Here is an 11,744-nt window from a genome sequence, read left to right as displayed (position 1 = left end):
ATGCTGACTATTGCTCTTTCCAAAGGCCGGATTCTCGATGACACCCTGCCGCTGCTGGCGGCGGCGGGAATCGAGCCGACCGAGAACCCGGATAAAAGTCGCAAGCTGATCATCCCCACCACGCTGGATGATGTGCGCCTGCTGATCGTGCGTGCTACCGATGTGCCGACCTATGTCGAGCACGGTGCAGCCGATCTCGGCGTGGCCGGCAAGGACGTACTGATGGAATACGGTGGCCAGGGCCTGTACGAGCCGCTGGATCTGCGCATTGCCCAGTGCAAGCTGATGACCGCCGGTGCAGTTGGCGCGCCCGAGCCGAAAGGCCGGCTGCGGGTTGCCACCAAGTTCGTCAACGTGGCCAAGCGTTATTACGCCGAGCAGGGCCGTCAGGTTGACATCATCAAGCTGTACGGCTCGATGGAGTTGGCACCGCTGGTGGGACTGGCTGACAAGATCATCGACGTGGTTGATACCGGCAATACCCTGCGCGCCAACGGTCTGGAAGCTCAGGAACTGATCGCCATGATCAGCTCACGGTTGATCGTCAACAAGGCGTCGATGAAGATGCAGCACGCGCGCATTCAGGCGTTGATCGACACCCTGCGCGATGCAGTTGAAGCGCGACACCCACGCTGAGTCTGATGGCCGCCCAGTGCGGCCTAGCCTATCCGCGTTATAGCCAAAATTCTCAGGTGCCCGCGCGGAGTGGTTGTTACTCTACGGGCGCCCGAGCATTTGCCAATTTAAGAGGCCCGCTATGACCGCTCCTATCGCTATTCGCCGACTCAATGCCGCTGACCAGGACTTTGCCCAGCATCTGGATCATCTGCTGAGCTGGGAAAGTGTCTCGGACGACGCGGTCAACCAGCGGGTGCTGGATATCATCAAGGCCGTGCGTGAGCGTGGCGATGCAGCGCTGGTCGAGTTCACCAAGCAGTTTGACGGCCTGGATGTCGCTTCGATGGCGGATCTGATTCTGCCGCGCGAGCGCCTGGAGCTGGCCCTAACCCGCATCACCCCGGAGCAGCGCAGCGCCCTGGAGAAAGCCGCCGAGCGCGTGCGCAGCTACCACGAACGGCAGAAACAGGACTCCTGGACCTACACCGAAGCCGACGGCACAGTGCTGGGGCAGAAGGTCACCCCGCTGGATCGCGCCGGCCTATATGTGCCGGGCGGTAAGGCCTCCTATCCGTCCTCTGTGTTGATGAACGCTATTCCGGCCAAGGTCGCTGGCGTGCCGGAAGTAGTGATGGTGGTGCCGACCCCGCGTGGCGAAATCAATGAGATCGTCCTGGCAGCCGCCTGCATTGCGGGTGTTGATCGGGTATTCACCATCGGTGGTGCTCAGGCCGTGGCCGCGCTGGCGTATGGCACCGAGAGCGTGCCGCCGGTGGACAAGATCGTTGGTCCCGGCAATATCTACGTAGCCACGGCCAAACGTCATGTATTCGGCAAGGTCGGCATCGATATGATCGCTGGGCCTTCTGAAATCCTTGTCGTCTGCGATGGCCAGACTGATCCGGACTGGATCGCCATGGATCTGTTCTCCCAGGCCGAACACGACGAAGACGCCCAGTCGATCCTGGTCAGCCCGGATGCCGCCTTCCTCGATCGTGTCGCCGAGAGCATCGCCAAACTGCTGCCAACCTTGGACCGCGAAACTATTGCGCGCACTTCACTGGAAGGTCGCGGCGCGCTGATTCAGGTGGCCGATATGGCCCAGGCCATTGAAGTGGCCAACCGCATTGCGCCGGAGCACCTGGAGCTGTCGGTGGAAAACCCCGATCAGTACCTGCCGCTGATTCGTCACGCCGGGGCGATCTTTATGGGCCGTTACACCGCTGAAGCTCTGGGTGACTACTGCGCCGGCCCCAACCACGTGCTGCCGACCTCCGGCACCGCGCGCTACTCCTCGCCGCTGGGGGTGTATGACTTCCAGAAACGCTCGTCGATCATTCATTGTTCGGCCGAGGGTGCGTCGGAGCTGGGCAAGGTCGCCAGCGTGCTGGCCCGTGGCGAGTCACTGACCGCTCACGCCCGTAGCGCCGAATACCGCATCAAGAACTGAGTTTTCAGGGCGCGCGAGGCGCGCCACCCCAGAATCGAATTCGAGGAGAGAAGGGCAGATGAGCAAATTCTGGAGCCCCTTCGTCAAAGACCTGGTGCCTTATGTGCCGGGTGAGCAGCCGAAACTGGCCAAGCTGGTCAAGCTCAACACCAACGAAAACCCCTATGGCCCGTCGCCCAGGGCGATTGCCGCCATGCAGGCCGAGGTCAATGACAACCTGCGTCTGTATCCGGACCCCAACAGCGATCGCCTCAAGCAGGCGGTGGCCGACTACTACGGTGTGAGCGCCGTTCAGGTATTTGTCGGCAACGGCTCCGACGAGGTGCTGGCGCACGCCTTCCACGGTCTGTTCCAGCACGGCCAGCCGCTGCTGTTTCCGGATATCAGCTACAGCTTCTATCCGGTGTATTGCGGCCTATATGGCATCGACTTCGTGCAGGTGCCGCTGGATGAGCAGTTCCAGATTCGTGTTGAGGATTACGCGCGGCCCAACGGCGGCATTATCTTCCCCAACCCCAATGCGCCGACCGGCTGTGGGCTGGCGCTAGAGGCGATCGAGCGGTTGCTCAAGGCCAACCCGGATACCGTGGTGCTGGTGGATGAAGCCTACATCGACTTCGGTGGTGAAACGGCGATCAGCTTGGTGGACAAGTACCCGAACCTGTTGGTCAGTCAGACCCTGTCCAAGTCACGCTCCCTGGCCGGGTTGCGGGTGGGTATCGCGGTCGGTCATCCTGACCTGATCGAGGCCCTGGAACGGATCAAGAACAGCTTTAACTCCTACCCGCTGGATCGCATGGCGATTGCCGGCGCGGCGGCGGCGTTCGAGGACAAGGCGTACTTCGAGCAGACCTGCCAGCGGGTAATCGACAGCCGTGAGGCGGTGGTGGCCGGGTTGGAGCAGCTGGGCTTTGAGGTGCTGCCCTCGAAGGCGAACTTTGTGTTTGCCCGTCATCCGGGTAAGGATGCCGCTACCCTGGCCGCCGGCCTGCGTGAGCAGGGGGTGATCGTGCGCCACTTCAAGCAGCAGCGGATTGCCCAGTTCCTGCGCATCACCATCGGCACGCCGGAGCAGAACCAGGCGCTGCTGGATGCCCTGCAGGGCCTGTAACTCGGCGCCATAAAAAAGCCGGAGCAGTGCTCCGGCTTTTTATTGCCTGCAGTTTTATCGCGCGGGTTATTCGTGGTGCGCCTGGCCAAGGAAGGTCAACGAGGTAAACAGACCGCGCGTCTCGATGTCCTTGTCGCCTTTGACCGGCAGGCTGATGGACGCGCTGATGATATTCAGCCCCTCGTTGCGTACCAGCACCTGGGCGCGGCCGTCGGCGTCGGTGGTGGCGCTTACCTGGTGCGGCGCGCCGCGGTAGTCACCGACCAGCTCGACCCCCGCCGCTGGCTTGCCATCCACCAGCACACGTACCGCCAGCGGCTTCCCGGGGCCGACCTTGAGCGGGTCGACTTCGGGCAGGATGACCATCTTCAACTGATCCAGCTTCGGCAACTTGGCACCTTCCTGGTAAATCGCCAGGCTGTATTTGAAGGTGTGCAGCGACTCGGTCGAGTTCGGCACCTTGCTGCGACCCTGATTGATCCACTGCTTGTCCGGGGTCAGTGACCAGGCGCCGTTGTCCAGCGCCACGCCAAGTACCGCCGGGGTTTTCAGCGGTTGCAGGCGGGCATGATCCTCCAGGCGCTGAACGGTGACCGGAATCATCTTGCCGGCGCGGTTATAAGCCCAGGCACCGCTGATTTTCTCGGCCTTGAAGGCGTTGTCTTCCGCGCCGTGGCCGTAGATGGCTTCAATATGACCGCGGCGTTGTTCGGTCCACAGGCCGTGGGCCTGGGCGTGTCCGGCGAGCAGGGTGGCGAACAAGGCAGTGAGCAGGGCGGGTTTGGCAGTACGCATACTGGGGTTCCTTGTGGCTTAGAGATTGAGGGTCAGGCTGAGGCTGAGGTTGCGCGGGTCGCCGGGCATGACCCAGACGCTGTTGTAGGCGCGCTCGTAGTACTCGCGGTCGAGCAGGTTATTGAGGTTCAGACCGATGCTCAGGTCGTCGCTGGCCTGGTAGCGGGCGAGCAGGTCGACGGTGCTGTAGGCCGGCAATTCGAACTGGCTGCCGGCCTGCCCCGAGCGATCCCCCACATAATTGAATGCGGCGCCGATATCCGAGCCGCGCAGGCGGCCTTCCTGAAACTGGTAGACGGTGAGCAGGCTGCCGCTGTGGCGGGCGACGCCGAGCAGCTTGCTGCCGACCGGCAGGCTGTTGTCCTCGGTCACTTCGGCATCGATATAGGCGTAGGCGCCGATGATGCGCACGGCATCGCTGAGCTGGCCGCTGAACTGCATATCCAGGCCCTGGCTGCGCGCCTTGCCGGCCGCGATGCTGTCGCCGGGGTTGGCCGGGTCGGCGGTCAGCACGTTTTCCTTGTCGATATGAAACAGCGCAATGGTTGCACCCAGGCGGCTATCAAGGAGGTCGAGCTTGAGCCCGGTTTCATAGCCCAGGCCCTTCTCCGGCTTGAACACCGTACCTCGGCTGCTGATGCTGTTGGGCTTGAACGAGGTGGAGGCGTTGGCGAACACCCCGACCTGTGGCGTCAGCTGATACAGCAGGCCCGTGCGAGCGGTGGCAACATCCTTGTTCTGCTCATTGCTGACCCGCGTGCTGCGGTTCAGCGCGGTTTGCTCATAGCGTTCGAAGCGCGCGCCAAGCAAACCGCTCAGGCGCTCGCTGAAGCGGATCTGATCCTGCAGGTTGAGGGCATAGCTCTCGGTATGCTCGAAGAAGTCGTTGGGATTGACGATGGCCGGCTTGGCCTGGCCGTACTGCGGTTGGTAGATGTTCTGGCCATAGCCCAGGGTGGTCGCGCTTTGCGGGTACTTCTGGCTGTTGCGGTAGTTCTCGTACTCCAGGCCGGCTAGGGTTTGGTGCTGCCAGCTACCGAGGTTGAAGCTGCCATGCAGCTCGGCCTGGGTAATGCTGTCGTTCCATTCGAAGCTGCGCTGGCGATAGAAGCGCGTCAGGGTGTCGCCGACCAGGCGCGACGGTTCGGAGCTGTTGCCCTGCAGGCGGCCCTGGGCGTAGTGGTTGGCCAGGCGCAGCTTCCAGCTGTCATTGAGGTAATGCTCTAGGCTGACCTGCAGCATCTGGTTGTCGTTGCGGATGCTGCCGTCTTTCGGCTCGCCCATAAAGCTGGAGTCTTTCACCGCGCCCATGCGGTTGTTGACTGCCGGAATGCCACGGTCGAATACCGATTCGGTGCGGGTGAATTCGCTCTCGATCAGCAGCAGGGTGTCGGGGTTCAGCTGCCAACTCAGCGACGGGCTGACGATCTGCCGTTCACTGTCGACATGGTCGCGAAAACTCTGATTGTCCTCGACCGCCAGGTTGACCCGCGACAGCAGGGTGGCGTCGTCATTCAGCGGGCTGTTGACGTCTAGGCTGCTGCGGTAGCGGTCCCAGCTGCCGGCGCTGGCCTTGAGCTGGCTGAAGGCCTCGGCCTGAGGTTTCTTGCTGACGATATTGATCATGCCGCCGGGGTCGCCACGGCCATACAGGCTGGCGGCTGGGCCTTTTAGTACCTCGATGCGTTCGATACCGGAGGCGTCCGGCGAGCTGTAGCTGCCGCGGTTGATGGCGAAGCCGTTCTTGTACAGCTCGCCAGTGGTGAAACCACGCACGCTGTAATTGAGGAAGGTCAGGCCGCCGAAGTTGTTCTGCCTCGATACGCCGCCGGCAAAGTCCAGGGCGCGGTCGATGCGCGGGGTGCCCAGGTCATCGAGCACCTGCGCGGGCACCACGTTGATGCTTTGGGCGATCTGCTCAATCGGCGTATCGGTGCGCGTCGCACTGGCCGAGCGGGTGGCGCGATAGCCTTGCACAGGGCCGTCCGCCTGTTCCTGGCGGGCGGTGACCGTGGTGGCAGAGAGCTCGACGGGGTTTTCTGCTGCAGCGGCAACAGCGCAGGGAACCAGCAAGCTGGCAAGTAAGGTGTGGGCGGCGCGCAAGGGGAAACATCCTTCTCTTGTGTTTAATGTAATAACATAACATTAAAATTGAGAAGGCTTATCGATTGCGCTGCGCAAATTGAAAATTTGAGGGTTAGCTGCCGTTAACGGGCGGTCTTACGCCGATCTCGGCAGTCAGTTGCAGCGGTTTGCCGTTGCGCAGGATGTCGATGCTGATCTTCTCACCCGGCTTGGCACGCGCCACCTGGTTCATCGAGCGGCGGCCATCACCGGCTGCTTCACCGTCGATGCTGAGGATCAGATCGCCTGGCTGCAGGCCGGCTTTCTGCGCGGGGCCGTCGCGGTAGATGCCCGCAACGACGATCCCAGGGCGTCCGTCCAGGCCAAAGGACTCCGCGAGCTCCGGGGTCAGTGGTTGCACCTCGATCCCCAGCCAGCCGCGAATCACCTGGCCGTGCTCGATGATCGCCTGCATTACATCCATCGCCAGTTTCACCGGGATGGCAAAGCCGATGCCTTGGGAACCGCCCGATTTGGAAAAGATCGCGGTGTTGATGCCCACCAGATTGCCGTAGGCATCCACCAGTGCGCCGCCGGAGTTGCCGGGGTTGATCGCCGCATCGGTCTGGATGAAGTCTTCGTAGGTATTCAGGCCCAGCTGGTTGCGCCCGGTGGCGCTGATAATGCCCATGGTCACGGTCTGGCCGACGCCGAAGGGGTTGCCGATGGCCAGGGTCACGTCGCCGATGCGGATATTGTCGGAGCGCCCGAGGATGATAAACGGCAGGTCCGGCAGGTCGATTTTCAGCACTGCGAGGTCGGTTTCCGGATCGCTGCCAATGATGCGAGCCAGGGTCTCGCGGCCATCCTTCAGGGCCACGACGATCTGATCGGCGTCGGCGACCACATGGTTGTTGGTCAGCAGGTAGCCTTCCGGGCTCATGATCACTGCCGAGCCGAGGCTGGACTCCATGCGCCGCTGCTTGGGCAGGTTATCGCCGAAGAACTTGCGAAACTGCGGGTCCTCGAACAGAGGATGCGCAGGTTTGTTGACGAACTTGGTGGTGTACAGGTTGGCGACGGCCGGCGAGGCCAGGTTCACCGCATCGGCGTAGGACACCGGGCCTTCTTGCATCCGGCTGTAGAACGGTGCCTGGCGCACGTGCACGTCCTGCCCCGGCAAACCGACCCACTGAGGGAAATATTGCATGATCAGCAATGCCGACAGCACGCCGACCAGCAGGGGCCAGCCGAGGAAACGCAGGGCCTTGAACATCGATCCAATCCTGAGGGTTGCCGGGGGCGGATGCGCCCCTTAAGGTGCGCCATTATAGAGAGGTGGCCGCGAATAAAGCAGCGCCTGCACACTTGTTGATAAGGAAACCCTATGGCCATTGCCCTGGCGACCCTGGTGGAAGAAGCCGACCGCTACCTGAATGCCGCACGCATCAGCGATTACTGCCCCAATGGCCTGCAGGTCGAAGGCCGGCCGCAGGTGCGGCGCATCGTCAGTGGCGTGACCGCCAGCCAGGCGCTGGTCGATGCGGCCGTCGAGGCCGAAGCCGATGTGCTGCTGGTGCACCATGGCTACTTCTGGAAAGGTGAAAATCCCTGTATCACCGGGATGAAGCGCCGCCGCCTGCAAACCCTGCTGGCCAACGACATCAGCCTGCTGGCTTATCACCTGCCACTGGATGTGCACGCCGAGGTGGGCAACAACGTGCAGCTGGCCGCGCAGCTGGGGATTACCGTGGAAGGCCCGCTGGAGCCGGAAAATCCGCGCACCGTCGGCCTGATCGGCTCGCTGGCCGAGGCCATGAGTCCACGTGACTTTGCCCGCCATGTGCATGAGGTGCTTGGCCGTGAACCACTGCTGGTTGAGGGCGATGAAGTAATTCGTCGAGTCGGTTGGTGCACCGGCGGCGGTCAGGGCTATATCGATCAGGCGATTGCCGCCGGGGTCGATCTGTATCTGACCGGCGAAGCCTCCGAGCAGACCTTCCACAGCGCCCGGGAAAACGGCATCAGCTTTATCGCCGCTGGCCATCACGCCACCGAGCGTTATGGCGTGCAGGCTTTAGGCGATTACCTGGCGCGACGTTTTGCCATTGAGCATCTATTTATCGATTGTCCAAACCCAATCTGAGGCGCAATTTCCGCCTTCCCGGCAGGTATAAAGCTAGATCGTTTCGATCTAACCTGGCTCCTGATTAGAAGCGGGTGCTGTGCTAGAGTGCGCCCTCGTCCACGGCCCGCCGGCCCAAACACATCGCATTTCGTGAGTAGCCATGCTCGATAAACTGACCCACCTGAAACAGCTGGAGGCGGAAAGTATCCACATCATTCGTGAAGTGGCCGCCGAATTCGACAACCCGGTAATGCTCTATTCCATCGGTAAAGACTCCGCCGTGATGCTGCACCTGGCACGCAAGGCGTTCTTCCCGGGGAAGTTGCCGTTCCCGGTGATGCACGTCGATACGCGCTGGAAGTTTCAGGAGATGTACAGCTTCCGCGAGAAGATGGTCAAAGAGTACGGCCTGGACCTGATCACCCACATCAACCCCGATGGCGTTGCACAGGACATGAACCCCTTCACCTACGGCAGTGCCAAGCACACCGACGTGATGAAAACCGAGGGCCTCAAGCAGGCGCTGGACAAGTACGGCTTTGACGCCGCCTTCGGTGGCGCACGCCGCGATGAGGAAAAATCCCGCGCCAAGGAGCGCGTGTATTCCTTCCGCGACAGCAAGCACCGTTGGGATCCGAAGAACCAGCGTCCCGAGCTGTGGAATGTGTACAACGGCAACGTTAAGAAGGGCGAGTCGATCCGTGTGTTCCCGCTGTCCAACTGGACCGAGCTGGACATCTGGCAGTACATCTACCTGGAGCAGATTCCGATCGTGCCGCTGTACTTCGCCGCCGAGCGTGAAGTGATCGAGAAGAATGGCACGCTGATCATGATCGACGACGATCGCATCCTCGAGCACCTTTCCGACGAAGAAAAAGCCCGGATTACCAAGAAGATGGTGCGTTTCCGTACTCTCGGCTGCTACCCGCTGACCGGCGCTGTGGAATCCACGGCCACCAGCCTTACGGACATCATCCAGGAAATGCTCCTGACCCGTACTTCCGAGCGTCAGGGCCGTGTTATCGACCACGATGCTGCCGGTTCGATGGAAGAGAAAAAACGTCAGGGGTATTTTTAAGATGTCGCACCAATCCGATCTGATCAGCGAAGACATCCTCGCTTACCTGGCCCAGCACGAGCGTAAAGAACTGCTGCGCTTTCTCACCTGTGGCAACGTCGACGACGGCAAGAGCACCCTGATTGGGCGCCTGCTGCACGACTCGAAGATGATCTACGAAGATCATCTGGAAGCCATCAGCAAGGACTCGAAGAAAGTCGGCACTACCGGCGATGACATCGACCTGGCACTGCTGGTCGACGGCCTGCAGGCCGAGCGCGAGCAGGGCATCACCATCGACGTGGCGTACCGCTATTTTTCGACCTCCAAACGCAAATTCATCATTGCCGACACCCCCGGCCATGAGCAGTACACGCGCAACATGGCCACCGGCGCCTCCACCTGCGACCTGGCGATCATCCTGATCGACGCGCGCTACGGTGTGCAGACCCAGACCAAGCGCCACAGCTTTATCGCCAGTTTGCTGGGCATCAAGCACATCGTTGTGGCCATCAACAAGATGGACCTCAAGGGCTTCGATCAAGGCGTGTTCGAGCAGATCAAGGCCGACTACCTGAAGTTTGCTGAAGGCATCGCGCTGAAACCGACTTCCCTGCACTTCGTGCCGATGTCGGCACTGAAAGGCGACAACGTGGTCAACAAGAGCGAGCAGTCGCCCTGGTACACCGGCCAGTCGCTGATGGAAATCCTCGAAACCGTAGAAGTGGCCGGCGATCGCAACTTCACCGACCTGCGTTTCCCGGTGCAGTACGTCAACCGCCCGAACCTGAACTTCCGTGGTTTTGCCGGCACCCTGGCCAGCGGCATCGTGCGCAAGGGCGACGAAGTCATCGCGCTGCCCTCGGGCAAGGGCAGCAAGGTCAAATCCATTGTCACCTTCGAAGGCGAACTGGAGCAGGCCGGTCCGGGCCAGGCGATCACTATCACCCTGGAAGACGAAATCGATGTCTCCCGTGGCGACATGCTGGTGCATGCCGACAACCGCCCGCAGGTGGTCGACAGCTTCGACGCCATGCTGGTGTGGATGGCCGAAGAGCCGATGCTGCCGGGCAAGAAATACGACATCAAGCGCGCCACCAGCTATGTGCCTGGCTCGATTGCCAGCATCACCCACCGGGTCGATGTGAACACTCTGGAGCACGGTGCGGCGAGCAGCCTGCAACTCAACGAAATCGGTCAGGTGCGTATCGCCCTGGATGCTCCGATTGCGCTGGATGGCTACGCGCACAACCGCACCACCGGCTCCTTTATCGTCATCGACCGTCTGACCAACGGCACCGTGGGTGCCGGCATGATCATCGCTGAGCCTGTTGAGGCGGGCGCGGGTGGTCATCATGGCAAGCTGGCGCATGTCTCCACCGAAGAGCGTGCCACGCGCTTTGGCCAGCAGCCGGCCACCGTGCTGTTCAGCGGCCTGTCCGGCGCGGGCAAGAGCACCCTGGCCTACGCCGTGGAGCGCAAGCTGTTCGATATGGGCCGCGCGGTCTATGTACTGGATGGCCAGAACCTGCGTCATGACCTGAACAAGGGGCTGCCGCAGGATCGTGCCGGGCGCACCGAGAACTGGCGGCGTGCTGCTCATGTTGCACGTCAGTTCAACGAAGCCGGTCTGCTGACCCTGGCCGCCTTCGTTGCCCCGGATGCCGAAGGTCGCGAACAGGCCAAGGCGTTGATCGGTGCCGAGCGTCTGGTCACCGTTTACGTTCAGGCATCTCCGCAGGTCTGTGCCGAGCGTGATCCACAGGGTTTGTACGCGGCGGGTGGCGATAACATCCCGGGTGAGTCCTTCCCGTATGACGTGCCGCTGAATGCCGATCTGGTGATCGATACGCAGTCGGTGTCGGTAGATGAGGGGGTCAAGCTTGTACTGGCTTTGCTGCGTGAGCGCGGCGCCATCTAAATCCGCTGCACATTAAAAAGCCCCGCCTAGTGCGGGGCTTTTTAATGCCTGTTCGGTCGCCGAAGCGACCGGGTCAGTGGCGTTTACTTGTTCTTCAAACCGTAGCTTTCATCGAGCATGCCTGGCACATCCGCGCTTTTCGGCGCGTAGTCCTTAGGCATTTCATGATGGGCCGGTGCCTTGATGCGCTCGCGCTTTTCACTGCTTTCATCGGCATGCAGGGTGGCAAGCAGGCGCTGGCGAGTCAGTTCGTCGAGTGCCAGGCGGTTGGCCCCTTCGGACAGGTGCTGCTGCACGTCCAGTTGAGTCTGGCTGAGCTTTTTCACCAGGTTGGCCGTGGTGTTGAAATGTGTCACCACCTCGCTTTGGTAGGTGTCGAAGCGTTCTTGAATTTCATCCAGCTGACGTTGGGTGCGGCTAGGGGCCGCATTGGGTGCCAGGCGGGCAATCAGGAAGCCAATGGCAATGCCAGCTACCAGGGTAATGGCGGGTAGCAACCAGGCGGTAAGCGTCTGTTCCACGAGTCCTTCCTCTCTAAACGGCTTTGCTTTACGTTAACGGCTCGAACCTGCGCTGTATACCGCAATGCAATGCCGAAAG

Annotated in this window: 10 protein-coding genes; 6 read left to right on the top strand and 4 right to left on the bottom strand. The window is 61.4% G+C overall.

The window, feature by feature from the left end:
• From hisG to hisC, 3 genes are all read left to right on the top strand, one after another.
• Window positions 1-636 carry an ATP phosphoribosyltransferase gene (hisG, locus tag ACIN8IBEIGE_RS19355; RefSeq protein WP_090255484.1) on the top strand — a complete coding sequence of 212 codons (636 nt, stop codon included), beginning with the start codon at window positions 1-3 and terminating at the stop codon, window positions 634-636.
• A 121-nt stretch (window positions 637-757) separates the two neighbouring features.
• Window positions 758-2,068 (top strand): histidinol dehydrogenase, encoded by a 1,311-nt coding sequence (gene hisD / locus ACIN8IBEIGE_RS19350; protein ID WP_160016082.1) that lies wholly within the window; start codon window positions 758-760, stop codon window positions 2,066-2,068.
• A 58-nt stretch (window positions 2,069-2,126) separates the two neighbouring features.
• Entirely contained in the window at window positions 2,127-3,179 is a 1,053-nt protein-coding gene (gene hisC, locus ACIN8IBEIGE_RS19345) for a histidinol-phosphate transaminase (RefSeq protein ID WP_160016081.1), read from the top strand.
• 66 nt (window positions 3,180-3,245) lie between these two features.
• Here hisC and ACIN8IBEIGE_RS19340 read toward each other — a convergent pair whose 3' ends face one another.
• The 3 genes from ACIN8IBEIGE_RS19340 to algW form a co-directional block, all read right to left on the bottom strand.
• Entirely contained in the window at window positions 3,246-3,974 is a 729-nt protein-coding gene (locus ACIN8IBEIGE_RS19340; RefSeq protein ID WP_160016080.1) for a DUF4198 domain-containing protein, read from the bottom strand.
• Between the two features lie 18 nt (window positions 3,975-3,992).
• Window positions 3,993-6,077 carry a TonB-dependent siderophore receptor gene (locus ACIN8IBEIGE_RS19335; RefSeq protein ID WP_160016079.1) on the bottom strand — a complete coding sequence of 695 codons (2,085 nt, stop codon included), beginning with the start codon at window positions 6,075-6,077 and terminating at the stop codon, window positions 3,993-3,995.
• Window positions 6,078-6,171: 94 nt separating this feature from the next.
• A complete protein-coding gene (gene algW, locus ACIN8IBEIGE_RS19330; protein WP_160016078.1) occupies window positions 6,172-7,314 on the bottom strand; it encodes a Do family serine endopeptidase AlgW in 1,143 nt (380 codons plus the stop codon).
• 111 nt (window positions 7,315-7,425) lie between these two features.
• Between algW and ACIN8IBEIGE_RS19325 the strand changes: the two genes are divergently transcribed.
• From ACIN8IBEIGE_RS19325 to cysN, 3 genes are all read left to right on the top strand, one after another.
• Entirely contained in the window at window positions 7,426-8,184 is a 759-nt protein-coding gene (locus ACIN8IBEIGE_RS19325; RefSeq protein WP_160016077.1) for a Nif3-like dinuclear metal center hexameric protein, read from the top strand.
• A gap of 142 nt (window positions 8,185-8,326) precedes the next feature.
• On the top strand, window positions 8,327-9,244 hold the full coding sequence (gene cysD, locus ACIN8IBEIGE_RS19320) for a sulfate adenylyltransferase subunit CysD (RefSeq protein WP_160016076.1): 918 nt from the start codon (window positions 8,327-8,329) through the stop codon (window positions 9,242-9,244).
• 1 nt (window position 9,245) lies between these two features.
• Window positions 9,246-11,144, top strand: coding sequence for a sulfate adenylyltransferase subunit CysN (gene cysN, locus ACIN8IBEIGE_RS19315; RefSeq protein ID WP_160016075.1), 1,899 nt, complete (start codon window positions 9,246-9,248; stop codon window positions 11,142-11,144).
• Between the two features lie 83 nt (window positions 11,145-11,227).
• Here the strand turns inward: cysN and ACIN8IBEIGE_RS19310 are convergent, their stop codons facing one another.
• Window positions 11,228-11,665, bottom strand: a complete 438-nt coding sequence (locus ACIN8IBEIGE_RS19310; protein ID WP_090377027.1) for a YhcB family protein — start codon at window positions 11,663-11,665, stop codon at window positions 11,228-11,230.
• Between the last annotated feature and the right edge of the window lie 79 nt (window positions 11,666-11,744).

This window comes from Pseudomonas sp. 8BK, assembly GCF_902506475.1.
Lineage (GTDB): Bacteria > Pseudomonadota > Gammaproteobacteria > Pseudomonadales > Pseudomonadaceae > Aquipseudomonas > Aquipseudomonas anguilliseptica.
This window is presented reverse-complemented; position numbering and strand designations above follow the sequence as displayed.

Coding starts and splice junctions, on each gene's coding strand:
- ACIN8IBEIGE_RS19340 (WP_160016080.1), bottom strand. CDS start 3,974: ATGCGTACTGCCAAACCCGCCCTGCTCACTGCCTTGTTCGCCACCCTG.
- hisD (WP_160016082.1), top strand. CDS start 758: ATGACCGCTCCTATCGCTATTCGCCGACTCAATGCCGCTGACCAGGAC.
- algW (WP_160016078.1), bottom strand. CDS start 7,314: ATGTTCAAGGCCCTGCGTTTCCTCGGCTGGCCCCTGCTGGTCGGCGTG.
- hisC (WP_160016081.1), top strand. CDS start 2,127: ATGAGCAAATTCTGGAGCCCCTTCGTCAAAGACCTGGTGCCTTATGTG.
- cysD (WP_160016076.1), top strand. CDS start 8,327: ATGCTCGATAAACTGACCCACCTGAAACAGCTGGAGGCGGAAAGTATC.
- cysN (WP_160016075.1), top strand. CDS start 9,246: ATGTCGCACCAATCCGATCTGATCAGCGAAGACATCCTCGCTTACCTG.
- ACIN8IBEIGE_RS19325 (WP_160016077.1), top strand. CDS start 7,426: ATGGCCATTGCCCTGGCGACCCTGGTGGAAGAAGCCGACCGCTACCTG.
- hisG (WP_090255484.1), top strand. CDS start 1: ATGCTGACTATTGCTCTTTCCAAAGGCCGGATTCTCGATGACACCCTG.